This window comes from Acrocarpospora catenulata, from assembly GCF_018476525.1.
In the GTDB taxonomy this organism is placed as follows: Bacteria; Actinomycetota; Actinomycetes; order Streptosporangiales; family Streptosporangiaceae; genus Acrocarpospora; species Acrocarpospora catenulata.
Map to the genome: position 1 here is coordinate 90,377 of NZ_JAHCST010000012.1, position 25,141 is coordinate 115,517.

The following is a 25,141-nucleotide window of genomic DNA, read 5'->3' on the forward strand; positions in this document are numbered from 1 at the left end:
TCGAGCGGAAATGGGGGTCGGCCAGCCCATGTCACGTGCCGAACCGCCCGCCGCGCTCTGACTCGATGGGACGAACGCGTCACCCACCACGAGGTCACCGTCGACCTACACGGCGATGACCACTGATTCGATATCCGCTACCCCGGGCAGTTCCGGGGGTCGGCGCCCTGCGCAGCACCGACGACGGTGACCTGGGCAGGGCTTTCCGGTGCCGTGGCGGCGACCGTGCACACGATCTGCTCGACGGCCAGTGTGGACAGTTCTCTGGCCGGAGTGGACAGGGTCACCACCAAATGACTGGCCGGCTTTTCGGTCACCGAGAACGGGCCGGCTTCGGGCGGGACGTCGGTGGTGAATCCGTGCGCCTGTTCCCTCGCAATGGGTCCGGCTGCCAGCAGCGCGAGCGTGTCCGCTGGGGACAGTAGTCGACCACCAGGCCGCGTTACCGCGCTGACTCGGCCGTTCTTGACCAGGTAGAGGGTGATCGTCATGGTCGGTGCGACGGCTCCGCTCGGCGGGGGACCGGCGGGGATGACCCCGCTGGGTTGCACGCCGCAGCCGGCCACGGCGACGAGCGATACGAGGCCCGCGGCGAGCGCGCGGCGGGCGAGTCCGATCCTCACTCGGGGCCTCCGTCCGGATCGTGTGCCCGGCGTGGCAGACGCAGCGTGAACATGGCGCCGCCGTCCGGGGCGTTGGTGACGGTGAGGTCGCCTCGGTGCAGGCGCGCGTTCTCCCGCGCGATGGCGAGGCCGAGGCCGCTGCCCTCGGACCGGGCCCTGGCCGCGCTGGCCTTGTAGAACCGGTCGAACACGTGCGGCAGCACCGCTTCCTCCAGCCCCGGTCCGTGGTCGCGGACCTCGAGAGCGATCCAGTGCGGGTCGGCGGAAAGCCGTACCGACACCGGTGGCTCGCCGTGCCGCAGGGCGTTGCCGACCAGGTTCGCGAGGATGACATCCACTCGGCGCGGGTCCAGCCGTGCCGTCACCCCGGGTGGAAGCTCGGTGTGCACCGACTCCGACCAGCCCCGAACGCGCAAGGTCGCGCGCACCAGTTCGGCCACGTCGATCTCGTTCAGCGCGAGGGCCGCGACACCGGAGTCGAACCTGCTGATCTCGATGAGGTCGTTCACCAGCCCGGTGAGGTTGAGCGTCTCCTGACTGACCAGCCTGGCGGCTCTGCCGGCGGGCTCGGGCAGCCGGGCCGCCTCCTCGTCCAGGACGTCGGCGACCGCGGTGAGCGCGGCCAGCGGGGTGCGCAGCTCATGGGACACGTCGGCCACGAACCGGCGGGCGTCGGCCTCCATCTCGCGGAGCTGCTTGACGTGCCGTTCCAGCTCCGCGGCGGTGTTGTTGAACGTGCGTGCCACGTCGGCCAGCTCGTCGGAGCCGCGGACGGCGATCCTGGTCCGCAGCTCGCCCTCGCCCAGCAGGCGTGCCGCCCAGCCGAGCTCGCGCACCGGGCGCAGCACGCCACGGGTGGCCAGCAACGCGAGGACGACCGCGAAGGCCAGGGCCGCCCCGCCGGTGAGCCAGACGGATGCGGCGAGCTCGTCGATGCTGCGCTGTTCGGGAAGCAGGCTGCGCGCGGTGTAGACCTCGATGCCGGACACCCGCGTCGTCCGGTCCTGCTCGACGATCAGCAACGGCGTGCCGATGATCAGGATGGGCGCGCCCTGCACCACCACACGCTGCCACGCGGTACGGCCGCCGGCCACCACCTGCCGCAACTCCGGTGAAATCACCCCGAGATCCAAGACCGGCGGGCCCGGCCTCCAGCGCCCCCCGGGCGGGCCGAGCGGCGGACCGAGCGGCGAGTGCATCTCGCGGTAGACGGCGACCGCGAAGCTGTTCTGGTCGATCGCGGCGGCGGCGATCTTGTCGAGCTCGGCCAGGCCCGGCGCCGCACTCGGCAACGGGTAGAGCGCCTCCAGGCGGCTTGTCACCGCGTGCACCGCGGCATCCTGGGCCCGCTGCAGGATGGCGTTGCGGGCCTGGACGTAGATCCCGCCGGCCACCGCCGCCGCGGTGACCACACACAGCAGTGCGAAGGCGAACAACAGCCGGGCACGCAGCCCCAGGCTCGGCCGAGGTACCACCGGCGGCTCACACCGGCCCGAACCGGTACCCGAACCCACGTACCGTCTGCACGTAGACGGGCGCCGCCGAGTCGTCCTCGATCTTCGCGCGCAACCGCTGCACGCACGCGTCCACGAGACGCGAGTCGCCGAAATACCCGTGCTCCCACACCGACTCCAGCAGTTGCTGGCGGCTGTGCACCCGGCCCGGCGTGCCGGAGAGCTCGAGCAGCAGGCGCAGCTCGGTCGGGGCGAGGCTGACCGGTTCGCCGCGGTTGGCGACCACCAGCCCGGCCCGATCGATGGTCAGGTCCCCGTACCGCTCCAGCTCCGCCTGGTCCCGGCCGATCCGGCGGAGCACCGCTCGGATGCGCGCCTCGAGCACCCTGGGCTGCACCGGCTTGACCACGTAGTCGTCGGCGCCCGCCTCCAACCCGGCCACCACGTCCATGTCGTCACCGCGCGCGGTCACCATGATGATCGGTACCTCCCCGGCGGCCCGGATGCGGCGGCAGACCTCGAACCCGTCCATGCCAGGCAACATCAGATCGAGCACGACGACGTCGGGAAGGTCCGTACGCAGCCGGTCCAGCCCCTGCTCGCCGGACTCCACGGCGCGCACCCGGTGCCCATGCCGGGTCAGGGCCAGCTCAAGGCCCTCCCGCACAGCCGGGTCGTCCTCGATCAACAACACTCTCGACACGCCCCCGAGTTTCACCGCACGCTCCGTCACTCGCCCTCCGGCCAACTCCATCCACAGTCGGTCGGCCGTGTCCGCGCCTCGTCAGCGCCGTGTCATGGTTGTGTCACGGTCGCGCCGGCGGTGACCGCCGTCGACAGACGGTGACATGCGGCGGACAACGCGCGCACATTCGGCGCCAATGGTAGTCGCCATGGACGAACCACGCACCCTTCCACCTCGGCCCCGAGACCGGCTGTTCGCCCTGGTCACGCTGGTGCTCGCCGTGCTCCTGCTGCCCGCGGCGCTCGCCCGCCATCCCGGCCGCGCCCGCGAACTGGCCTGCCGCTGGGCGTTACGGATGCGATTCCCCGCCGAGGACCTCACCGGGCTCACCGACGGTGCCACGGCGGCGTTCACCGCGGCACGCACCGAGGCGCTCTGGCGTCACGGCCAGCTCATCGGCCTCACCTCGGGATACCGCGATCCCCTTGTCCAGCAACGGATGTACGACGAGGAGGTGCGCCGCTCCGGCTCCCCGGCCTCGGCACGAATGCTCGTGCTACCACCGGCGGAATCCCCCCACGTCAAGGGCATCGCGCTGGACATACGCCCGCACGAAGGCGCGCGCTGGCTCGAGGAACACGGCGCCCGCTATGACCTCTACCGCACCTACGACAACGAGTGGTGGCACTTCGAGTACCGCCCAGGCAGCGGCGGCACGCCACCACGACGGCGACCTCACCCCGGCGTGGGCCACGTCGATGATCCGGCCGGCGCGGAGAGGGGTTAGGGATGTCATCGGGGACTACCAACAAGTCCGGATTGCTGGGATCGCGTCTGCAAGCAGCGCGCGAGATGGCGTTCGTGGGGCGAGAGGAAGAGCTCGCGGTTTTCAACGCGGCGTTGTACGGCGGCGGCTGCAGCGTTCTGTACGTGCACGGCCCCGGCGGCATCGGGAAGTCGGCCTTGTTGCGGCGGTTCGCCCAAGAGGCCGCGGTGGCGGGGCGGCCGGTGTCCATGGTGGACGGGCTCATGTTGAAGCCATCGGCGGCGTCCGAGGCTGAGCTGGTGATTCGCGATGCGGACATGGTGCTGCTGGTTGACGACTTCGAACGAATCCAGGGCTTGGAGGGATGGCTGCGCGAGCGGTTCCTGCCGCGGGTGCCCATGGGGGCGCTGGTGGTGATCGCGGGGCGAAACCCGCCGGATATGCGGTGGCAGGCGGATCCGGCATGGGCGGGAGCGCTGGAGGTGCTGCCGCTACGCGGCCTTCGGGCCGGAGACGCACAGGCCCTGATGGACTCCACCGGGGTGCCGGCCGAGTTGCGCGAGCCGCTGCTGGCCTTCGCCGATGGTCATCCGGCGGCGCTGCTGCTGGGGGCGACCGTGGCGGTGAAGGACGGCGGGGCCGCCGACCGGTGGACGCCGAATCAGGACGTGGTGGCCACGTTGCTGGATCAGCTGGTGGGCGAGTTGCCTTCGGCGGCGCATCGGCACGCGCTGGAGATCTGCGCGCATGCGTACATGACGACGGAGGACCTGCTGCGGGCGGCCCTGCCGGGGGATGCCGGGGCGTTGTTCCGGTGGTTGCGGCGGTTGCCGTTCGTGGAGTCGAGCAGTCTCGGGCTGTTTCCGCATGAGGTGGTGCGGGAGCTGCTGGAGGCGGACCTGCGATGGCGGGATCCCGAGGGGTACGCGGTGATGCACGACCGCATTCATGCGCATCTGGCGGAGCGGGTGCGCACGGCGAGCGATGTGGACGTGCTCGGCGCGGTGGCCGCACTGCTCTACCTGCATCGCGGCAACGGGGCGCCGGCCGGTTTCCACGGCCGCCACGACGAGGGCGGGTTCCAGGAAGAGGTGGTGCGGGAGGAGGACGTCGGCACGTTGCTCCGGGTGGCGACGGCAGCGGAGGGTGCGGCGTCCGCGGCCTGCGCCGCTTTCTGGGCGGAACGTCAGCTGGAGGCGTTCCGGCTGTATCGACGGACCGATACCGGCGAGCCGGTGGCTTTCTCCGCGTGGTTGCGGTTGGCGGAACTCGATGAGGAGGAGCTGACGGCCGATCCCGTCGTGGCCATGGCGTGGGCGCATGCGCGTGCCACCACGCCGTTGCGCGCCGGTGAACATTTGGCGGTCAGCCGGCTGTGGACGCTGCCGCAGTATCGCGGAAACTCGCCGGTGATGGATTTGATCCAGTGGCGAGTGATCGGCAATTGTTTGCGGGGCGAGCGGATGGCATGGTCATATATCGAGACACGGCATCCGAACCCAGCGTATTTACGGCATTACGGGATGCGTGACATCTCCGAGCAACCACGGCTGGGGGATGACGCGTACACCCTGTTGGTTCATGACTGGCGCGCGGTGCCGGCGCAGGCGTGGCTGGAGCGGATCGTCGCGGGGCCTGGCCCGAGTGCCGCGACGGCGCGACTGGCGGTGCTGTCCCAGGCGGAGTTCGCCGAGGCGGTTCGCAAGGCGTTGCGCCAGTTGTCGCGGCTGGACGCGCTGGCCGCCTCCCCACTGACGCGCACCAGGTTGATCGCCGAGCGGGCCGGGCAGAACCCGGCCACGGCACTGGGTGACCTGCTACGCCAGGCGATCGACGACCTGCGTGAGGATCCGCGCTCGGTCAAGTTCCACCGGGCACTGTCCGTCACGTTCCTCCGCAGCACGCCCACCCAGGAGCTGGCCGCGCAACGACTCGGCCTCCCTTTCACCACCTACCGCCGCCATCTGACGGCCGGCGTCGAACGTGTCTGCGCCGACCTGTGGCACCGGGAGCTGTACGGCACCGACGCACCCGCGTACCGATCCACCTGAGCCCCTGCGCGGCCCTGCCGCCGTGAACGAATCGCGGCCGAGGGCGTGTCAGTCGGCAAGCGCGAAGGCGGCCGCCGCCTCCGCGTGCAGTCGAGCGCTCGGCAGCACCGGGATGGCGCTGTCCTTCTCACCGATCAGCAGCTCGATCTCCGTGCAGCCGAGGATGACGCCTTCAGCGCCGTCGTCTGCGAAATCATCGATGATCCGGGCGTACGCGTCCCTGGACGATTCGCTGAGCACCCCGCGCACCAGTTCGTCGAAGATCACGCGATGGACGAGTTCCCGCTGCTCACGCCGCGGCACGACCACGTCGAAGCCGTGGGCGGCCAGCCGATCCCGGTAGAAGGGCTGTTCCATGGTGAAGTGAGTGCCCAGCAGACCGACCTTGCGCATGCCCCTGGCGCGGATCTCGGCGCCCACGGCGTCGGCGATGTGCAGCACGGGCACGCTCACGGCCCCCGCCAGGTCGTCGCTCACCCGGCTGAAGGTGTTGCTGCAGATGAGCAGGAGCTCGGCGCCGAGATCCTCCAGTTTCCCGCCCGCACCGGTCAGTAACCTACTCACCTCGTCCCAGCGGTCGGCGAAGATGAGGTCCTCGACGGTCGTGTAGTCGACCGACCAGATGAGGCTGTTGGCGGAATGGCTGCCGCCGAGTCGCTCGCGTACCCGCTGGTTGATGATCTGGTAGTAGATCACCGTCGATTCCCAGCTCAACCCGCCGATGAGACCGATAGTGCGCAATGGAACTCCGTTTCGCCAGCTTGTGCCAGCAGGCTAGAGAGAGTGCCTGCTCATTTAGCAGACCAAAAGCTGTTCAGGCGTCGGCCAGTGCCCGGGCGCAGGCGGCGAGCCCGATCTCGCTGGAGGCCTTGACGAACACCACGTCTCCCGGTTCGAGAAGCGCGGTGGCCACTCTGAGGGCCCCGGCCACGTCCTGGACGGTATGGACGGCCATGCCCAGGTTCGCGGACTCCGCCGCCTCCGCCATCGCGAGCGGATCCCCTGCTCCGACCGCGATCAGCACGTCGAAGCGGAGGTCGGCGACGAGCCGGCCCAGCTCCGCGTGCCGGGCGCGGGAGGCGTCCGCCTGCTGCCCCATCGCGCCGAGCACGGCGACGGTACGACGGGGGCCGGCCAGGGCCCGCACCGCCCGCAGCCCGGCCCGCATGGATTCGGGGTTGGCGTTGTAGGCGTCGTTGACGACGGTGATGCCGTCAGGTCGCTCCACGATCTCCAGCCGGCCCGCGGAGCGCCGCCGTGCGGCGGTCAGCCCATCGGCGATCTCGGCGACGCCCAGGCCGAGTGCGGTGGCGACGGCGGCGGCGGCCAGGGCGTTGCCCACCTGGTGGTCGCCTATGAGGTCGAGCTCGACCGGGGCGCGGCCGGAGGGCGTCACCAGCTCGAACGCGGTTCGCGCGCGGTCGTCCATCCGCACGTTTTCGGCTCGCACCTGCGCCTGCGACGACCGGCCGTACAACAGGATCTCGGCCCTGGTGCGGCCGGTCATGCCCATGACGTACGGGTCGTCGGCGTTGAGCAGTGCGAACCCGTCCGCCGGAAGTGCCGCGACCAGCTCGCCTTTGGCCTCGGCCACGTCGGCCGGCCCGGCTCCCATCCGCTCCACATGCGCGGAGCCGACGTTGAGCACCAGCCCGACCTGGGGCGGCGCGAGCCCGGTCAGGTACGTCAGGTCGCCCTTGCGGCCCGCACCCATCTCCAGCACCAGGTATCGGGTGGTGGCATCGGCGCGCAGCACGGTGAGCGGCAGCCCGAGCTCGTTGTTGAAGGACCTGTCGGTGGCGACCGTCGCGGCGTGCCGTTCGAGCACCTGGGCCAGCAGGTCCTTGGTCGTGGTCTTGCCCACGGAGCCGGTCAGGCCGATCACGGTCGGGCTGATGTGGTCGAGCAGGTGCCTGGCCAGCAGGCCGATCGCGAGCTGGACGTCCTCGACCACGAGGGCGGGCACGCCGACGGGCCTTGCGGCCAGCACGGCGACGGCGCCGCCCGCGATGGCACCGGCCGCGTAGTCGTGACCGTCGACGCGGGCACCGACCGTCGCGGCGAACAGGCCGCCGGGCACCACCTCGCGGGAGTCGACCGCGGAGGGCGCCGTCACCAGCGCCTGCGGGTCTGGCACGTCATGCCGGCTTGCGCCGACGACCTGCGCGATCCTGTTCAGCGTCATGGGGATCACGAGCCGCTCCTGGCGAACGCGAGGTCGATGAGGCGGCGCAGCAGGTCCGGGTACGGGAGACCGCTTGCGGCCCAGGCCCTGGCGTAGACGGAACGGGAGGTGAAGCCGGGCATGGTGTTGATCTCCAGCACGTACAGGCGTCCCGTGTCCTCCTCGTAGAGGAAGTCGACACGGGACAGGCCGTAGCCACCGATCGCCCGGAAGGCGCGCAGGGCCAGCTCTCGCACGTCCTCGGCCACCCGTTCCGGCAGCACGACAGGGATGCTGGCGATCTCGGCCGGGCTGAGGTACTTGGCCTCATAGTCCAGCCAGTCGCCGGGCGCGATGAGCTCGCCGGGCAGCGAAGCGTCCGGAGTGTCATAGCCGCCGAGCACGCCGCAGATGACCTCGCGCGCGGTCACGCCCTGCTCGACGATGACCATCCGGTCGTAGGCCAGCGCCAGATCCACACCGGCGCGCAGCTCCTCCATGGAGGTGACACGTGAGACGCCGATGGAGGAGCCCATGCTGGCCGGTTTGACGTACATCGGCCAGTCAAGCGACTTCACCAGACCCCAGTAGTCGGTGGTGGTGCGCCATTCGTGTTCGGTGAACCACACATGTGGGGTGACCGGAATGTCCTCCGCCAGGAACGCGCGCCGCATCGCGACCTTGTTCATCGCCACGGCTGAGGCCAGGACGCCGCAGCCCACGTACGGGATGCCCAGCGTCTCCAGGTGCCCCTGGACGACACCGTCCTCGCCGAACGGCCCGTGCAACGCGGGGAAGACCACGTCCACCAGACCGCGTCGCAGCTCCACCGGCCACCTGCCCTGCCGGTCGATGATGACCGCGACGGGCTCGTACAGATCCCTCGGCAGAGCATCGAGCACAGCCTGCGCCGACTGCAGCGACACCTCATGCTCAGCGGACGGCCCACCCGCCAGCACAGCCACACGTACGCGTTGAGTCACGATCAATCAGCTTCCTCAGTCAGCGGCACGGTGTTCGCCGTCCCAGGACCAGCCCGCCGAGTGTCGGCTCTTCGCCTGACCGGTTCCCAGGCCATTCGCTGTCCAGTTCCTGACCAAGCGCAAGTCCGTCCGCTGCGCCAGCGGGTAGGACGAGATCGGCTGGGCTGATGAGGGGTTTATCGGGTGGTGCTTTCTCGGTTGACTTTCCAGTGGGCGTAGTCGGCGGGCAGGCACACGGCGCAGGGCCGGTATCCGGCGGCGACGGCGGTGGGCTCGTCGGCGAAGAACACCCGGTGTGTGACGTAGTGGCCGGAGCGGACGGTGCTCACGCCGTGCCGCATCGGCCCGTTCGACCAGCCGCGTTTGGTGGCCACCGGCCGGTCGCGGGTGGTGAAGTAGCGGTACTGGCCGGAGCCGAAGCGGTGGCGGGCCATGTCCACGGTCGTACGGAAGCGGTCCGGCTGGTCGTAAAGGGCGGTGAGCTCGCGGCACTCGGCGGGGATGATCAGCTGCCCGGTCAGGGCGTTGCCGTGCTCGTTGAGTTCGGCCGCCAGGGCGGCCCAGTCGGTCTGTGCGACCCGGCCGGCGACCGGGCCCGCGAGCCGGGTGGTCTCGGTCATGACGGGATTCCTTGGATGAGAGGTGCGGTGCCGCCCGGCCCCGTTCGCCGTGAGGGGACGGGCGGGGCCGGGGTGATGGTGACGTATTCGATGCCGCGGCGAAGGGGCACGGTCTCCCGGGGACCGTGAACTGGGCGTGCTGCGGCCGGTGTTCAGATGAGGGCCGGCTGCAGGGCGCCCTCGTGGGTGAGGAGGTGCACCTTGCGCTCGACGCCGCCCGCGTAGCCGCGCATCGAACCGTCCACGCCGATGACGCGGTGGCAGGGGCGTACCAGCAGCAGCGGGTTCGCGCCGATTGCCGCGCCCAGCGCCTGGATCCGCCTCACCGAGGGTGGAGGTCGGGCACCCCGTCCTGAGCGGATTCGGCGGTTGCGGTTTCGGCCAGCTGGATGCGCCGGTAGACGCGGGCACGCAGCCGCAGGATCACCGCGGCCAGCAGGGCGGTGGCCAGGGAGCCGGTCAGTACGGCGACCTTGACCCGGGCGTCTTCGGGGGTGCCGGGGCCGAAGGCCAGCTCGCCGATCAGCAGGGACACGGTGAAACCGATCCCGCCCAGGACGGCCAGGCCTGTCATGTCGATCCAGGCCAGTCCTTCGTCCAGGGTGGCGCGGGTGAAGCGGGCCACCAGCCAGGTCGCGGCCAGGATGCCGATCGGCTTGCCGGCCAGCAGCCCGGCCATGACGCCCATCGCGATCGGATCGGTCAGCGTCTGGGCGAAGCCGCTGAGCCCGCCGAGGGCGACCCCGGCGGAGAAGAAGGCGAAGACGGGAACGGCGACGCCTGCGGAGATCGGTCGGAACCGGTGCTCGAAATGCTCGGCCAGCCCCGGACCATCAGCCGATCCGCCCGGCCGTACGGGGACGGCCAGGGCCAGCAGCACCCCGGCCACGGTGGCGTGCACGCCCGAGGCGTGGACCAGCGCCCAGGTGGCGAGGGCCAGCGGCAGCAGCAGCCACCAGGCGCGCACCCGCCGCTGGACCAGCACGGCGAAGACCGCCAGCGGCGCCAGTGCCCCCAGCAGGGGAAGGACGGACAGGTGGGTGGTGTAGAAGGTGGCGATGATGACGATGGCGATCAGGTCGTCCACCACCGCCAGGGTCAGCAGGAAGGTGCGCAACGCGGCGGGCAGGAACCGGCCGATCACCGCCAGCACGGCCAGGGCGAAGGCGATGTCGGTGGCGGTGGGAATCGCCCACCCCCGCGCGCCGCCCGCCCCGCCGGCGATCGCCAGGTACAGCAGGGCGGGCACGAGCACCCCGCCGACCGCGGCGGCGACCGGTACCGCGGCCCGTCGCGGGTCGCGCAGGTCGCCGGCGACGAACTCGCGTTTGAGCTCCAGCCCGGCGACGAAGAAGAAGATCGCCAGCAGCCCGTCGGCGGCCCAGGCGGCCAGGTCGAGGTCCAGGTGCAGCGCGGCGGGCCCGACCTTGATCGCGCCCAGGTCGTGGTACGCCTGCGCCCACGGCGAGTTGGCCCACACCAGCGCCACGCAGGCGGCGGCCAGCAGCAGCGCCCCGCCAATGGTCTCCTTGCGCAGGATGTCGGCGACGCGCCGGGCTTCAAGCCAGGTACCGGGGCTGAGCAGACGGGAAGTGGTGCCGGGCATGGAACTCCGCTCCGAGGCAGGGGTCGAATAGCTCACCTGCCGACCAGGCTTCCCGGCACACCTGTCAGAAACGTATCAGGACTCGCGAGGCAGCGATTGACCGGGTGGTCACTGCGCGTCGAAGTCGGCCCGGTTGTCGCGGATCTCCTGGTGGTGGGCGCCGGCCCAGTCGATCAGGGACAGCGTGAGGTCGAGCAGGGTGGTGCCCAGCGGGGTGAGGGCGTACTCCACGCGGGGCGGGACCTCGGCGTAGGCGGTCCTGGTGAGCAGGCCATCGCGGCGCAGCTGGCGCAGGGTGAGCGTCAGCATGCGCTGGGAGATGCCGGGGACGGCGTGCTGAAGGTCGGTGTAGCGCAGGGGACCGTCCCGCAGGGTGCCGATCACGAGCATGCTCCACTTGTCGCCGACCCGCTCCAGGACGTCCCGGATGATCGGCAGGCTCTCGGCGGGCCAGCGCGAGCAGGGTCCCGCTGGTACGGCGACGGCCTCCCGCCGGCGTGTGGCCGTGTCCATGACGCCCCCGTCTCGCGCACATCGATGTGCCTTTTGTAGAGCTTTCCATGCTGACGCATCATGTCGTAACGAACAAGTGGTAAGAATTGGAGGCCCGCCGTGAAGGTGGAGATCTGGTCCGACATCCTGTGCCCGTGGTGCGGGCTGGGCACCCACCGCCTCGGCCAGGCGGTGGCCCGCTTCGAGCACGGCGGCCAGGTCGAGGTCGTGCACCGCTCGTACCAGCTGCAACCGGACTGGCCGGCGGAGGTCGTCATGACCTCCCGGCAGAGCCTGACCCAGAAGTACGGCTTGAGCGAGGCCCAGTTCGAGGCGACCACCGGCCGGGTCGAGGAACTGGCGAAGGCGGACGGGCTGCAACCGTACGTGGTGTCGGGCAACAAGGTCGGCAACACCCAGCTGGCGCACGAGTTCCTCGCCTACGCCACCAGCAAGGGCCTGCACGCCCAGGCGTGGCACCACATGTTCCGCGCCTACTTCGGCGAGGTCCGCTCGATCTTCGACGTGGACGCGCTGCTCGGCCTGGCCGGCGAACTCGGCCTGGACCGGGAGGAGACCCGGCAGGTGCTGACCGAGCACCGGTTCCGGGCGCAGGTGCAGGAGGATGCCCGGCAGGCCCAGCGGCTGGGCGCCCGCGGGGTGCCCTTCACCGTCATCGACGGCCGTTACGGCGTTCCCGGCGCCCAGGACACCGACACCCTGCTCCAGGTGCTGCGGCAGGCCTGGACCGAATCCCATCCCGTCCAGCTGGTGGGAGACGCCGAGGAGATCTGCGGCCCGGACGGCTGCGCGGTGCCCGCCACAGGGAGATGATCGCCCGCATCATGGACGTCTCCGGGCCTGGTCGGTGTCCAGGCCCGGAGACGCTACCCCGGCTCAGGACTGGTTGAACAGCGAGAGCGTCAGGGTCGAGTGGTACTCACCCGCGGCCACGTCGACCGGGGTGCGCAGGGCGAGGTCGGCGTTGACCTGGTGGGTGCCGATCTCGTCAGCCGAGTTGGCGGTGGAGATCAGCAGTTCCTGGCCCTGCAGACCGACGGCGGGAGCCCCGGTGCCGTCGGAGATGACGCTGGAGACCGGCTCACCGGCCGCCACCGCACCGGTCGAGGAGCCCGACAGCAGGCGGGGAGCCCAGCCCAGGTACTCCGGGCCGATGGTCTTGGACGGGTCGCCGGTCGCGGTGAACTGGCTGGACTGACCCACGACCGCCCAGAAGTCACCGGCGGGGATCTCGTCCGGCAGACGGGTGTCGGTCACCGTCACGGTCGGCAGGGTGCCGGTGAACTGGCGGGCGGCGGCGTCGGAGCCGTTCTCCGTCAGGGTCACCCCGTTGTTGTCGGCCACGGTCATCGACACTTCACCCGGAACGCGGATGGGCGCGATGTTGACCGAGATGTCGATGCCGTCGCTGGGCGGGTCGTCGGCCGCCATCGCGGGAGCGGCCATACCGGCCAGCGCCAGGCTCAGCACCGATACGGCCAGTATCTGGCCGGTTCTCACAGTGGTTTTGGTTCTCATGCGCGTGCTCCATGTATGGGAGGGCGGGGCCGGCCGCCGGGCCGGCCCCGGTTCGGTACGGGAAGTAAGGGGTGGGGCGGTGGCCCCGGGCGCGTACGCCGGGGCCAATCGGGGGCCACCGCCAAGTTGGGTCAGCCGCAGCTGATGGCGGTGTAGGCGACCTCGTAGGAGGAGGTGACCTGCTTGCCGCCGATGGTCGCGGTGCCCGTCACGGTCACCGTGCCCGCGGCGAGCTGCTTGGCCCGGGTGTTGAAGGACTGGTAGGCCTGCTTGCCCGGCTCGACACCCTCCACCGTCTTGACCCCGTACGGGGTCGTCAGGGTGATCGACGCCGGCACCTCGGCACCGTTGACGGCCGTGACCGCCAGGTACGCCGTCGCGCCCACACAGCGGGAGGTGGCGGTCACCGTCAGCGGAACCGTCGCCGTGGCGATGGTCACCGTGACCGACTTGGCCTCCTCCACGTTCCCGGCCTTGTCGGCCGAGCGGTAACGCACCTGGTGCTCACCATCGCCGGTGACGGTGACCGGAGCGGTGTAGGCCGTCCAGTCACCGCCGTCCACCGAGTACTCGGTGCGCTCCAGACCGGAGGTGGCGTCGGTCGCGGTGATGGTCACCGTGGCCTCCTCCACCGTCGCGGCCGACACCGGAGCGGTCGCGTCCACCTTGACGGTCAGCGTCTTGGCGGTCTCGACGTTGCCCGCCTTGTCGGCCGAGCGGTAGGCCAGCGTGTGCGAACCGTCACCCGACACCGCCACCGGCGCGGTGTAGGCCGTCCAGGCCCCGCCGTCCAGCTGGTACTCGGTACGGTCCACCCCGCTGCCCTGCGCCTCGTCCACGGCCGACAGCGTCACCGACACCGGACCGGTGAACCAGCCACTGGCCGGCAGAGCAGGCTGGGTGGTGGCGTTCGTCACCGGGGCGGTCCGGTCGGCGAAGGCCAGCTCCCTCCAGTTGGCGATCTCCGCCGTGGTCAGCCGCTTGGCGAAGATGGCGGCGCGGTCGACCGCCCCGGTCAGGCGCTGGCCGTTGTTCTGGTCCACGCCGAAGCGCAGCGAACGGGAGGTGCAGCCGGTGATGCCGTCCGAGGTGGCCTGGCCGGTGGCCCGCTGCGTGCCGTTCACGTACACGGTGATCAGGCCGGTCCGGTCGAGGGTGACCACCAGGTCGAGCCACTGCCCGGTGGGGATGGTGGTGTTGATGGTCACGCCCGTGCCGGCGCCGATGAACCGCAGCTGGTTGCTGGGCGTGAGGTCGATGAGCACGCCGTTGGTGCCGGGGTCGCCGCCCGGCTGGGAGTCGAACAGACGGCGGTAGCCGGTGCCGCCGGTCTTCACCTCGGCCGCGAAGGTGGCCTCCGGCAGGAAGCCGAGCGTGGTGTTCGCGGTGACCATCGAGCTGGTGGTGCTGAGGTTCAGCCCGCTGCCGGTGGGTGCGGTGTTGTCGTAGGTGGCGCTTCCGGTGACGTTCGCGTGGCGGCCGTTGCCGGAGTGGTCGGTGACCGTGTTGCCGCTCACCGGGTCCCAGGCGACCAGCACCGACCCGGGCGCGGGCGAGGCGCACGGGCTCAGGGTGAGGATGGCCGAGGCCGACCCCTGCCAGCTGCCGCCGTCGACCTTGGCCGAGAGCTGCGCCGAGCGTGAACCGTCGGCCGGGCCGGGGGTCACGGTGAAGGTGGCGTCACGGGAGGAGCCGGACGGGATGGCCGCCACCTGGCGGGTGGCCGGGGTCGCCGTCCAGCCGTTGGGCACGGTGAGCGTCACCTCGGAGGCGGGCAGCTCGCGGGCGCCGATGGCGGACACGGTGACCTTGGCCTCGAACGCGGTGCCCGGGCTGGCCGCGCCGGGCACGGTCAGGGTGACACCGGCCTCGTTCTTGATGGTGTACGACTTACCGGCGGTCGCGTCCCAGCTGAGGACGTCGCCGGCCCGGTCCGCGTCGACCTCGTTGCCCTGCCCGTCGACGACGTGGTAGCGGCCGGAGACGAACGACGACTTGACCTTGATCGGGCCGGTCTTGCCGGGCCGTACGGTGATCGTGTCGGGGGCGCCGTCCTTCCAGCCGGCGTCCACGGTGACGTCGCCGCGGGCGCGCAGGCCGGAGACCGAGCCGTTCTTCCAGGTGCTGGGCAGCGCGGGCAGCACGTGCACCACGTCGTGCTGGCTCTGCACCAGCATCTCGGCGATGCCGGCGGTGGCGCCGAAGTTGCCGTCGATCTGGAACGGCGGGTGGGTGTCCCACAGGTTGTCCAGGGTGGAGGACTTCAGCTGCTCGGTGAGCAGCTTGTGGGCGCGGTCGCCGTCCAGCAGACGCGCCCAGAAGTTGATCTTCCAGGCCTTGGACCAGCCGGTGCCGCCGTCGCCGCGCGCGTTCAGGGAGACCCTGGCCGCCCGGCCCTCGGGGCTGTCGGCGACGATCTGGTTGCCCGGGTGCAGGGCGAACAGGTGGGAGACGTGCCGGTGGGTGTCGGTGGGGGAGTCCCAGTCGGTCTTCCACTCCTGGAGCTGGCCCCAGGAGCCGATCCGCAGGCCCGGGTCGAGCTTGGCCAGGGCCTGGCTCACCTCGGTCTGGAAGCCGGGGTCGGTGTCCAGCTTCCTGGCCGCGGCCAGCGCGTTGGTGAGGACCTCGCGGACGATCTGCTGTGACATCGAGGCACCGGCCGAGAACTGGCCGTTCTCGGGGGAGAAGCTGGGCGAGACGACCAGTTTCCCGTCGCGCGGGTCGGTGTAGAGGAAGTCCAGCCAGAACTCGGCCGCGCCCTTGATCGCCGGGTACGCGGTGTCGCGCAGGTAGTCGACGTCGCCGGTGAAGCGGTAGGTGTCGTACATGTGCTGGGTGGTCCAGGCCGCGGCCTCGGGGAACCAGAACGAGGCGGCGTAGTTGTGCACACCGGTGAAGCCGTACGGGTTGGTCTCGTTGTTGACCACCCAGCCGCGGGCGCCGTACATCTGCTGGGCGGTGACCCGTCCCGGCGCGACCATGTTGGTGATGTAGCGGTCGTAGGGCTTGGTGGTCTCGTGCAGGTTGGTCTGCTCGGCCAGCCAGTAGTTCATCTGCAGGTTGATGTTGACGTGGTAGTCGGCGTCCCAGGGCGGGTTGGTGACGTTGTTCCACACGCCCTGCAGGTTGGCCGGCAGGATGTCGTTCTCCCGGGAGGAGGAGATCAGCAGGTAGCGGCCGTAGGCGAAGAACATCGCCTCGAGGGCGCGGTCCTGGGTGGCGGAGCCGCCGGTGTAGTCGCGGCGGAGCTGGTCGGTGGGGATGGTCGGCGTGCTCTGGCCGAGGTCCAGCTGCACCCGATCGAACAGGTTGCGGTAGTCGGCGATGTGGGCGGCCCTGAGCTGCTCGTAGGTCTTGGCCGCGGCGGCGTCCACGTTGGCGGTGACCGCGGCGTGCGGATCGGCGCCCTTGTAGGTCGGGTACACGCCGGAGTAGTCGGTCCCGGCCGAGAGCACGAACACCGCGCTGTCGGCCCCGGTCACGGTGATCCGGTCGCCGGCGTCCACCCGGGTGCCGCCCTGGGCGATGACCTGCACCTGCGCCTCGAAGGCCATCTGGTTGTTGGTCAGCCTGCCGCGGATGGTGAGCCGTCCGTCCGCGGCGGTCACGGTCTTGTCGTTACGCGGCGAGGTGTGGCGCAGCGTGAAGGAGACCTTGCCGCCCTGGTCGGCGGAGAGGCGGCCCACGATCACGTTGCCCGGGTTGCTGGCGAAGTACTCGCGGGAGTAGGCGACGCCGTCGGCGCTGTAGCCGACCCGGGCCACCGCCTCGCGCAGGCTCAGCTCGCGCCGGTAGGCGCTGGGGTTCGCCGGTGCGCCGGCGATGTCCAGGAACAGGTCGCCGAAGGTCTGGTACGAACCGAAGTTGGTCTTGCCCTGACCAAGCCGGGCGGCCACGGTGTCGGGCGAGACCCGGCCGGAGCTGTTGATCAGCTGCTGGATCTCGGCGATGGCGCCCGGCCGCGGCGAAGTCCAGTTACCGAAGTTGTAGTTCGAGGCTCCGGGGCCGCCCGTCCACAGCGTCTTCTCGTTGAACTGGATCTGCTCGGTGGCCACACCACCGAAGACCTTGGCGCCCAGAGGCCCGTTGCCGATCGGCAGGGCCTGGGTTTCCCAGTTGGTCGCAGGCTGGTCATACCACAGCGTTAAGTCATCGGGTGTTTGGAGGGAGCTGGTTGTCGACTCGGCGGCGGTTTGGGCTTGCATCGGCACGATCAGTCCGATGGCCAGCGCAAACGTGGCAAGGAGAGTGATCCCTAACCGTCGTCGTGGGGGGTTGATCACCGATTCCTCCGATCACAGGGGCTTTCGAATCTATGAAATAGCACCGAAACCTCCCGGCAACAAGGATTGGCATCCGATGTTTGCCGTCTTGTGATCGGATCCGGTTGACCGTTACATGCGCCCGGAATCCGACTCTATGTCCGCCACCCAGACCCGCAGTCGCAGCTTACCGGCCATGTCCATCACCACCGATCAGGCCGAGCTGGTGGAACGTCCGACAATCCTCCCTTACACATCCGACACACCACGAGTAGACATCCGATGTCTTGCGCTGGGCCCTTTGTGCGACACGAAGATCAAAAACAGTGCCACGAAGAGCGACTTCAATATCACAGCCAGTAACGTTTCGCGGAGTTGATCTATCAGAAGGAGCTTCGCGTTGATGTCACAACGGCGTACATCCGCCCTCGCCGCCGCCCTGCTCACCCTGGTGACCGCGTCGGCGGCGCAGGTCATGGCCACCGGGGCCGCCGAGGCGGCCCCAGGCGTGCGGAAGAACACAACGTCCTGTGTACGGCCGGGCCAGACGACCTACCCGGTCAACTACTACTGGAAGAACGTCGTCGGCATGCAGCTCGGCAGCGGCAACGTGGCGGTGGACACCACGCCCGCGTTGTGGGGCGGCCAGATCGCGCCCGGCTCGACCTTCACCCTCCGGTTGGCGCACCGCACCGCCCGGTGGCCGCTGATCGTGCGCAGCTACACCACCAGCTGGGACCTCTCCTCGCTGCTGGCCAACGCCGACATCGTCAGCCAGTCGGGGGCGGGCACCATCAGCGGCACCACCCTGACGATCCCGTCGTCGGGCACCAAGACCGACCCCGCCCCCAAGGTCATCACCTTCCGCGTCAAGCAGGGGACCGCCGGACGGAGCATGACCATGCGCCCGACCGGCATCAGCAGCATCGTCGCCTTCCCCGGCCAGCTCGGCGACAACACCCCGGCGCCGCCGATCCAGATCGTCAACGGCCAGACCATCTCGCCGACCGTGGCCGTCAACGACACCGCCACCACCCGCCAGGACACGGCGGTCACCATCCCGGTGCCGGCCAACGACACCGGCTCCGGCACGACGATCACCGCCGTCGGCAAACCCGCCAACGGCACCGTGGCGATCTCCGGCAACAGCGTCGTCTACACGCCTCCGACGGGCCTCAGCGGCACCGACACCTTCACCTACACGATCAGCACGCCCTGCGGCACCAGCACCGCGACCGTCACCGTCGTGGTCACCTGCGTCACCAACCCGATCACCCTGGCCAACGGCAGCTTCGAGTCCCCGTACGTCGCCACGGCCAACTGGAACATCCCCGACGCGTCCACCAACCCGGCCGCCGGCTGGCGCACCACCGCCTCCGACGGCATGCTGGAGATCTGGCGCAGCGGCTTCCAGGGCGTGCCCTCGGCCGACGGGCAGCAGTTCGCCGAGCTCAACGCCAGCGAGCCGTCCACTCTCTACCAGGACGTGCCGACCGTGCCCGGCACCGTGATGACCTGGTCGATCTGGCACCGCGGCCGCGCGGGCACCGATGTCATGCAGGTGCTGATCGGCGCACCCGGCGCGACCGTGGCGCAGACCCCGACCGGGGCGACCTCGCCCAACATCGCCACCGACAACACGGCCTGGCGTCAGTACTCGGGCACCTACGTGGTCCCGGCCGGGCAGACCGTGACCCGATTCTCCTTCCAGGCCGTGTCGTCCGCGGGTGGGGGCGCGTTCGGCAACTTCCTCGACGGGGTGGTGTTCCAGACGCCGCCCTGTCAGCCGATGCAGTAGGGCCGCCAGTTCGGGTGCGATCTGCGTCCACGGTAGACCGCGAGGTGAAGCCGGGCCCCGTGGCGTTAGTGTGAACCAGCGGTGGGCCGGTGCGGCGGGCGCGCAGGAGGTGGGCTGAATGGGGTACCTGAGGTACGTCGCGGTCGGTGACAGCCAGACCGAAGGGCTCAATGACGGTGACGAGCTGACCGGCTACCGGGGCTGGGCGGATCGGCTGGCCGAGTCGCTGGCCGTCTGGGAGCCCGAGCTCAGGTACGCCAACCTGGCCGTGCGCGGGAAGCTGGCCGCGCAGGTGCGGGCCGAGCAGACCGACGCCGCTCTGGCGCTGGAGCCGGATCTGGTGACGGTGGCGGCGGGCATGAACGACCTGCCCCGGTCGGGCTTCTCGGCCGCCGCCGTGGCGGCAGAGGTGGAGGCCATGCTGGCCGCGTTCACCGCCGCGGGCGCGCGCGTGGTGACCTTCACCTATCCGGACGTGGCGCGGATCGCCCCGCTGGTCCGGCACTTACGGCCCCGGGTGCTGGACCTCAACGAGCGCATCCGGGCGGCCGCCGAGCGGCACGGCGTCGTGCTGGTGGACACCTTCCCGTACGAGGTGTGCACCGATCCCCGGCTGTGGAGCCCCGACCGCCTGCACGCCAACCCGCTGGGGCATGCCCGCATCGCGGCGATGGTCGCCGACGCCCTGGCCGTGCCCGGCAGCGACCGGTCCTGGGCCGATCCGCTGCCGACTCTGCCGCCCGTGCCCGCCTGGCGCCGCGCCCGCACCGAACTGGCCTGGGGCGCCGGCTTCCTGGCGCCGTGGGTGGTGCGCCGGATCAGGGGGCGTTCGTCCGGCGACGGCCGCACGGCCAAACGCCCCGACTTGCTGCCGGTCGCCCGTACCTGACGGCGGACAGGGAGCCCGCCCGCCGTCAGGGGTGGCTAGTTCTTGCGGGGGTTCCAGCCGGTGGTGTCCACCCGCAGGTTGAGCTTGCGGGCGATGTCCTCCCACTGCACGAACTTGAAATTGGTGTTCTCGCGCACCTCGCCGTCGCCGTCGCGGGCCTCGGGGGTGTTGACGCCGTCGTGGGTGACGAACAGGCCGTGGCCGAAGTCCTCGCCCAGCGGCACGTTCATGGCCATCGCGCCGTCGCTGGTCTGCGCGCCGTCCACCCGGCCGTCGCCGACCCGGAACTGGCCGAGGTAGGCGTTGTCGCCCTCGCGGCGGTAGACGGCGAAGGTGTCGTCGCCCTGGCTGGAGGCCAGCAGGTAGCCGGTGCCGCCCCGCCGGTAGTAGATCGTCAGGCCCTCGGCGTCGGCCGCCAGGTGGGTGCCGCCGAAGCCGGGGTCCACGCCCGGGTCGCACTCCTCGGTGTCGGGGTTGTAGGTGCCGGGCACGCCGTACTCGCGGACCTTGTCGAGCAGGACCGGCTTGCCGGTGAGGTCGGCGGGCATGCGCCAGATGCCGACGTCCTCCTGCGCGGCGTACAGCACGTCGCGGCCGCCGTCCACGACCATGCCCTCGACCTGCGGCAGCTCACCCGGCTCCAGGCAGGGGGTCCAGGTGGCGCCGTTGGGGAGCTTGAAGGAGGACGGGAGGGTGAGGGTGCGGACCAGGCGGTAGCCGACCTTGCCGTCGGCGGCGGGTGTCAGCCGTACCAGGCCGAGGGCGGTCTGGTGGCGGCGGCTGACCAGGGCGTACACGCCGGTTCTGTCCTGCCAGGTGGCCAGGCCGTAGACGGTCTTGGCCTCGTTGACCTCGGCCTGGGTGGTGTTGAAGAGGAACGGGGCGTCGGGGTCGGTGACGTCGGTCAGCGGGGCGCCGGTGGCCTTGGGGTCGATGGCGTAGACGCGGAGCCGGTCGCGGCCGCGGTCGGTGACCACGGCCAGGTCACGGCCGCCGAAGTCGTAGACCAGGTCCACGTTGTTGAAGCGGCCGGGTGCGTCGTCCTCGCCGGGGGCGGGCGGGGCCGGGATGTGCTGGAGTTGGGCGCCCTTCAGGTCGTAGACGTACAGGCCGCCTTCTTTGGCGGTGGCCACCACGAGGCTCTTGCCGGGCTTGCCGGGGTGCACCCAGATGGCCGGGTCGTCACCGTTGGCGTTGCCGCCGTCGCCGTCGTCGAACAGCGCCGGGGTTTCGTACCTGGCGGTGACGGTGGGGATGTCGCCGGCCGCGGCGGGTACGGCCGCCGCCGCCGGAACCAGCGCCGCGACCAGGCAGGCGAGGAGAGGAAGAGTACGCATGGGGTTCCTTGCTCACGGGACACTCGGTCTTTTCAGCCGCTTGATCATGCCCGGGGGAGAAGAACGCCAGGCGAACGGCGCACCACGCCGGACACAACGCTGTCAGGGACTTCTTCAGGGGTTGTGGAGCCACGGTTACACTGATCCCGTCCGGGCCGTTCGAGAGGCGGCGGGGCGGTGGGACGTGAACCACCGGTCGGCGTACCGGTGGCTGACGCCATATCGTCGCGCCATTTCGAATCAGGGCCGGGCGTCCGCATGGCCACTGAACGAAAGGCAACCCACTTCATTGCTAGTCGCATTCCTCGGCGACGTGCACGGCTGTGTCCTGCACGCCCTCGGCGCGGCCCTGACCCTCCAGCGGTACCGCGGCATCACGCTCGACGCCCTCGTCCAGGTCGGCGACCTGGGCGCCTATCCCGGTCCCGAACGCTGGGACGAGGCCGGCCGCCGCTTCGGCGCCACCGCCCCCGCCCAGCGGGACTTCTTCCGCCTGCTCGACCCCACCCCGGACCTGGCCGACGGCCTACGGTTCGCGCTCGGCCGGCTCCCGCCGCTGACCTTCGTCAGCGGCAACCACGAGGACCACGAATGGCTGGCCGCGCTCCACGCGGCAGGCGACCCGGCCGTGACCCCGGTCGACCCGCTCGGCGTCTGCCACCACGTCACCTGCGGCTCCATAATCGAACTCGCCGGGCAGCGCACGGCCTTCCTCGGCCGCATCGAAGCCCCCGGCAAGATGGACTTCGACCCGGCGGCCTACGACCGCCTCATGTCCACCACCCCGGGTGACGTCGACATCCTGATCACCCACGACGGGCCCTACGGCATGTCCACCGACCGCCGCGGCAACCCCCAGGGCTCACCCAAACTGACCGCCCTCATCGACCACCTGCGCCCCCGCCTCCACGTCAGCGGCCACTACCACCACCAGAACGGCCCCCGCCGGTACGGCCCGACCCTCTCGTACGCGCTGGCCCAGCTGGTTCCCCCCAAGTCCACCCAGTGGGAACCCTCGCTGAACCCCCGCCAGCAGATCGCCCCGGGCAGCATCGGCCTGCTCGACACCGACACCCACACCTTCGAGTACATCCACGACCCCTGGCTCGCCGATGACCTCGACCTGACCTGGCCGGTCAGTCAGGGGGGTGCCGGTGCAGGCGTCGCAGGGCGAAGGCGAGTTGCAGGCGGAGGCGACCCTGCGGCTGGCGGATGTTCCAGCCGAGCAGATGCTCCGCTCGCGTGAGCCGATCCTGCAGGGTGGAGTGGTGCAGGGTGAGCGCGGCGGCGGCCGTGCGCAGGCTTGGCTCCGACGCGACCGCGTACAGGGTGGACAGGATCCACGGGGCGGCGCCGCCCGCGTGGTCGAGGGCCCGAACGTCGGGCGCCGGCTCGGTGTCGGGGCCCACCGCGGCGGCCAGCACCAGGAGCCCGCCCAGTTCGTCGGCCCGGACCACTCTCGGCCCCGGATCCTGCTCGTCGCCTTCGGCCGCCAGCCGCAGCGCGGTCTTCGCCGCCACCCACGAGGCGGGCAGGTCGGCCACGCGCCCGGCGGGACCGACTCCCGCCCGCCGCCCCAGGCCGGGTGTCCGCGCCCGGCTGCCGGGGTGTTCGATCACCGGCGGGCCGCCCGCGACCGCCACGGCCCAGACGCCGGTTCCGGGAAGCCGGAGCCTGCGGGCCGCGTGCAGGCGGTCGGCCTCGGGGGCGGCCGGGTCAAGCAGGAGTTCCACCAGTGCCGGGTCCACGGCGGAGGCGGCCCGGCCGCGGGTGCGCTCCAGTGCGTCGCGGGCGACGCCGGCGGCCCGTTCGAGGATCATCAGGTGGACGGGCCCGGCGGGACCGGGCCGCTCCAGCCACAGGACGGCATTCTCCAGCCCCAGCGGCGCGTGCAGCCAGCCGGGGTCGGGCGGCGAGGCGGCGTCCTTCCGCCGCCCGTCGCCCAGGACGCGCACGTCCACCCGATGGCCGGGATCGACCAGACGGGCCGGGCAGCCGGCCAGCACCGCCGCTCCCCGGACGATCGCCTCCAGCCCGGCCCTGGCCTCCACCAGGCGGTCGAAGTAGGCGATGACCTGGACGGCGGCGCTGGCATCGGGGTCGAGCGCGGCCAGCCTGCCGGCGAGCTCTCTCACCATGTCATACTGCCTCAGCCCGCCGGGGGTGACGACTAGGCGGACAGGATCCGCCGCAGCCAGTCCAGCCGCGCGGCCTTGGCCGCCTGGGAGATCGCGGCGTGCGGCGCCATCATGTCGAATCCGTGGAAGCCGCCGGGCCACACGTGCAGCTCGGCCACCCCGCCCGCCTGCCAGATGCCCGTGGCGTAGGCGACATCCTCGTCCCGGAAGGTCTCGGCCGAGCCGACGTCGACGAACGCGGGCGGCAGGCCCGACAGGTCGGCGGCCCGCGCGGGCGCGGCGTACGGGGAGACGCCGGGGCCGCCGCGCTGGTCGCCGAGGAGCGCGGTCCAGCCGGTGTCGTTGGAGGTCCTGTCCCACACGCCCAGGCCCGCCATCTGGTGGCTGGACACGGTGTCGTTGCGGTCGTCAAGCATCGGGCAGATCAGCATCTGGCCGATGAGGGCGGGCCCGCTACGGTCGCGCGCCAGCAGCGCCACGGCCGCGGCGAGCCCGCCGCCCGCGCTCGCCCCCGCCACGAGGATGCGCCCGGGGTCGACGCCGATCTCGTCGGCGTGCTTGGCGGTCCACACCAGGCCGGCGTAGCTGTCCTCGACGGGCGCCGGGTGCGGATGGTCGGGCGCGAGCCGGTACTCCACCGAGACGATCGCGAGCTTCAGTTCCACGATCATGTCGACCAGCTCGGCGGGGATCATCCGGGCGTCGCCCATGATCATGCCGCCGCCGTGGATGTGGTACAGCGCGGGGACCGGGCCCGGCTCGCCCGCCGGGCGCAGGACGAGCAGGCTGATGTCCGGCTCGCCCGCCGGGCCGGGGACGGTCAGCTCCCTCAGTTCGACCGCGCCGTCGCGGCTGAGGTCCACCTCCGGCAGGCTGATCGGCGTCTCGCGCAGCGCGGGCAGCATCTCCAGCGTCAGGGACGGCGGGATGAACCCCGCCATCGCGGACAGCGCCGCGGCCAGTTCCGGGTCGAATGGGGGCGGGGCGGGTACGGCCATGATGGCTCCTGGATGTCGACAGTGTTACGCGCGGCTGACATCACCGGCTACCAGCATCGTGATCCCGGCCCGCCGCCCCGATCGAGCGCCACACGGCGGGAACCCCCCGCCAAATGGCGGGGGCCGTCCCTGAACAGGTCAGCCGGGTTGTTCCCGTGGCTTGGGGCGGGCGCGCAGGTGGGCGCGTTCGCCCTGTCGGCCGAACAGGCTGAGGAACTCGACCGGCTCGGGCCGGGCGGGGCCGAACCAGTGGGGCACACGGGTGTCGAACTCGGCCGCCTCGCCGGGGACCAGCACCAGGTCCTGCTCACCGAGGATCACGCGCAGGTGCCCGTTGAGAACGTACAGCCACTCGTACCCTTCGTGGGTCTTCGGCTCCGGCTCCCCGGTGCGGCTCCCCGCCGGGATCACCAGTTTGTACGCCTGGATGCCGCCGGCCCGGCGGGTCAGGGGCAGCATGGTCATGCCGTTGTAGGTGAACGGGCGCAGGTGGATGCGCGGATCGCCGGTGGGCGGGGCGTCCACGAGTTCGTCCAGCGTCACCCCGTGGGCCTTGGCCAGGGGGAGCAGGAGTTCGAGGGTCGGGCGGCGGGCGCCGGACTCCAGCCGGGACAGGGTGCTCACCGAGATGCCGGTCGCCGCGGACAGGTCGGCCAGCGTGGTCTCACGCCGTCGGCGCAGCGCGCGCAGCCGGGGGCCGACCGCGTCCAGGGCCCGGCCGAGGTCGTCGTCCATG

At 71.0% G+C, this 25,141-nt stretch carries 22 protein-coding genes; 6 read left to right on the forward strand and 16 right to left on the reverse strand.

Features of this window, described 5'->3' with window-relative positions; translation table 11 throughout:
• Positions 1-137 precede the first annotated feature (137 nt).
• From KIP79_RS14980 to KIP79_RS14990, 3 genes are read right to left on the reverse strand one after another with little or no spacing between them, the layout of a single operon-like run.
• Positions 138-623 carry a hypothetical protein gene (locus KIP79_RS14980; protein ID WP_214105401.1) on the reverse strand — a complete coding sequence of 162 codons (486 nt, stop codon included), beginning with the start codon at positions 621-623 and terminating at the stop codon, positions 138-140.
• The gene (locus KIP79_RS14985) at positions 620-2,098 is read right to left on the reverse strand and encodes an ATP-binding protein (RefSeq protein ID WP_214105402.1); all 1,479 of its coding nucleotides are present in this window, start codon (positions 2,096-2,098) and stop codon (positions 620-622) included. Before KIP79_RS14985 ends, KIP79_RS14980 begins: the two co-directional genes overlap by 4 nt.
• A 7-nt stretch (positions 2,099-2,105) precedes the next feature.
• Positions 2,106-2,780 carry a response regulator gene (locus tag KIP79_RS14990; protein WP_214105403.1) on the reverse strand — a complete coding sequence of 225 codons (675 nt, stop codon included), beginning with the start codon at positions 2,778-2,780 and terminating at the stop codon, positions 2,106-2,108.
• 190 nt (positions 2,781-2,970) lie between these two features.
• On the opposite strand from KIP79_RS14990, the gene vanY-N reads away from it, so the two are divergent.
• Together vanY-N and KIP79_RS15000 are read left to right on the forward strand one after the other, a co-directional pair.
• The gene (gene vanY-N, locus KIP79_RS14995; RefSeq protein WP_214105404.1) at positions 2,971-3,549 is read left to right on the forward strand and encodes a D,D-peptidase/D,D-carboxypeptidase VanY-N; all 579 of its coding nucleotides are present in this window, start codon (positions 2,971-2,973) and stop codon (positions 3,547-3,549) included.
• A gap of 65 nt (positions 3,550-3,614) precedes the next feature.
• Positions 3,615-5,579 (forward strand): ATP-binding protein, encoded by a 1,965-nt coding sequence (locus tag KIP79_RS15000; RefSeq protein ID WP_214105405.1) that lies wholly within the window; start codon positions 3,615-3,617, stop codon positions 5,577-5,579.
• 48 nt (positions 5,580-5,627) lie between these two features.
• Here KIP79_RS15000 and KIP79_RS15005 read toward each other — a convergent pair whose 3' ends face one another.
• The 7 genes from KIP79_RS15005 to KIP79_RS15035 form a co-directional block, all read right to left on the reverse strand.
• On the reverse strand, positions 5,628-6,320 hold the full coding sequence (locus KIP79_RS15005; RefSeq protein ID WP_214105406.1) for an aspartate/glutamate racemase family protein: 693 nt from the start codon (positions 6,318-6,320) through the stop codon (positions 5,628-5,630).
• A gap of 73 nt (positions 6,321-6,393) precedes the next feature.
• Positions 6,394-7,764 carry a UDP-N-acetylmuramoyl-tripeptide--D-alanyl-D-alanine ligase gene (locus KIP79_RS15010; protein ID WP_250213283.1) on the reverse strand — a complete coding sequence of 457 codons (1,371 nt, stop codon included), beginning with the start codon at positions 7,762-7,764 and terminating at the stop codon, positions 6,394-6,396.
• Positions 7,765-7,769: 5 nt separating this feature from the next.
• A complete protein-coding gene (locus KIP79_RS15015; protein WP_214105408.1) occupies positions 7,770-8,726 on the reverse strand; it encodes a D-alanine--D-alanine ligase family protein in 957 nt (318 codons plus the stop codon).
• A gap of 176 nt (positions 8,727-8,902) precedes the next feature.
• Positions 8,903-9,346 (reverse strand): 2OG-Fe(II) oxygenase, encoded by a 444-nt coding sequence (locus KIP79_RS15020; protein ID WP_214105409.1) that lies wholly within the window; start codon positions 9,344-9,346, stop codon positions 8,903-8,905.
• A 152-nt stretch (positions 9,347-9,498) separates the two neighbouring features.
• Complete coding sequence (locus KIP79_RS15025; protein ID WP_308169731.1) at positions 9,499-9,672, reverse strand: methylated-DNA--[protein]-cysteine S-methyltransferase; 174 nt, start codon at positions 9,670-9,672, stop codon at positions 9,499-9,501.
• Positions 9,669-10,952 (reverse strand): Na+/H+ antiporter NhaA, encoded by a 1,284-nt coding sequence (gene nhaA, locus KIP79_RS15030; RefSeq protein WP_214105410.1) that lies wholly within the window; start codon positions 10,950-10,952, stop codon positions 9,669-9,671. The genes KIP79_RS15025 and nhaA overlap by 4 nt, the downstream gene beginning before the upstream one ends.
• A gap of 108 nt (positions 10,953-11,060) precedes the next feature.
• The gene (locus KIP79_RS15035) at positions 11,061-11,465 is read right to left on the reverse strand and encodes a winged helix-turn-helix transcriptional regulator (protein WP_214105411.1); all 405 of its coding nucleotides are present in this window, start codon (positions 11,463-11,465) and stop codon (positions 11,061-11,063) included.
• A gap of 99 nt (positions 11,466-11,564) precedes the next feature.
• Here KIP79_RS15035 and KIP79_RS15040 point away from each other — a divergent pair, with 99 nt between their 5' ends.
• Positions 11,565-12,278 (forward strand): DsbA family oxidoreductase, encoded by a 714-nt coding sequence (locus KIP79_RS15040; protein WP_214105412.1) that lies wholly within the window; start codon positions 11,565-11,567, stop codon positions 12,276-12,278.
• Between the two features lie 63 nt (positions 12,279-12,341).
• Here the strand turns inward: KIP79_RS15040 and KIP79_RS15045 are convergent, their stop codons facing one another.
• Both KIP79_RS15045 and KIP79_RS15050 read right to left on the reverse strand, forming a co-directional pair.
• Positions 12,342-12,983, reverse strand: a complete 642-nt coding sequence (locus KIP79_RS15045) for a hypothetical protein (RefSeq protein WP_214105413.1) — start codon at positions 12,981-12,983, stop codon at positions 12,342-12,344.
• Positions 12,984-13,114: 131 nt separating this feature from the next.
• Positions 13,115-17,188 (reverse strand): glycosyl hydrolase family 95 catalytic domain-containing protein, encoded by a 4,074-nt coding sequence (locus tag KIP79_RS15050; protein ID WP_214105414.1) that lies wholly within the window; start codon positions 17,186-17,188, stop codon positions 13,115-13,117.
• Between the two features lie 460 nt (positions 17,189-17,648).
• Between KIP79_RS15050 and KIP79_RS15055 the strand changes: the two genes are divergently transcribed.
• Together KIP79_RS15055 and KIP79_RS15060 are read left to right on the forward strand one after the other, a co-directional pair.
• The gene (locus tag KIP79_RS15055; protein WP_214105415.1) at positions 17,649-19,043 is read left to right on the forward strand and encodes an Ig-like domain-containing protein; all 1,395 of its coding nucleotides are present in this window, start codon (positions 17,649-17,651) and stop codon (positions 19,041-19,043) included.
• Positions 19,044-19,161: 118 nt separating this feature from the next.
• Positions 19,162-19,932, forward strand: coding sequence for an SGNH/GDSL hydrolase family protein (locus tag KIP79_RS15060; RefSeq protein WP_214105416.1), 771 nt, complete (start codon positions 19,162-19,164; stop codon positions 19,930-19,932).
• A gap of 35 nt (positions 19,933-19,967) precedes the next feature.
• Here the strand turns inward: KIP79_RS15060 and KIP79_RS15065 are convergent, their stop codons facing one another.
• A complete protein-coding gene (locus tag KIP79_RS15065) occupies positions 19,968-21,269 on the reverse strand; it encodes a phytase (protein WP_214105417.1) in 1,302 nt (433 codons plus the stop codon).
• Positions 21,270-21,558: 289 nt separating this feature from the next.
• On the opposite strand from KIP79_RS15065, the gene KIP79_RS15070 reads away from it, so the two are divergent.
• Positions 21,559-22,515 (forward strand): metallophosphoesterase family protein, encoded by a 957-nt coding sequence (locus tag KIP79_RS15070; RefSeq protein ID WP_214105418.1) that lies wholly within the window; start codon positions 21,559-21,561, stop codon positions 22,513-22,515.
• Here the strand turns inward: KIP79_RS15070 and KIP79_RS15075 are convergent.
• The 3 genes from KIP79_RS15075 to KIP79_RS15085 all read right to left on the reverse strand — a co-directional run bounded on the left by KIP79_RS15075 (position 22,406) and on the right by KIP79_RS15085 (position 25,140).
• Positions 22,406-23,407, reverse strand: coding sequence for a helix-turn-helix domain-containing protein (locus KIP79_RS15075; protein WP_250213254.1), 1,002 nt, complete (start codon positions 23,405-23,407; stop codon positions 22,406-22,408). The two genes, KIP79_RS15070 and KIP79_RS15075, sit on opposite strands and share 110 nt — an antisense overlap.
• Before the next feature lie 32 nt (positions 23,408-23,439).
• Positions 23,440-24,405 carry an alpha/beta hydrolase fold domain-containing protein gene (locus KIP79_RS15080; protein WP_214105419.1) on the reverse strand — a complete coding sequence of 322 codons (966 nt, stop codon included), beginning with the start codon at positions 24,403-24,405 and terminating at the stop codon, positions 23,440-23,442.
• Positions 24,406-24,543: 138 nt separating this feature from the next.
• Complete coding sequence (locus KIP79_RS15085) at positions 24,544-25,140, reverse strand: helix-turn-helix domain-containing protein (protein ID WP_214105420.1); 597 nt, start codon at positions 25,138-25,140, stop codon at positions 24,544-24,546.
• Position 25,141 lies beyond the last annotated feature (1 nt).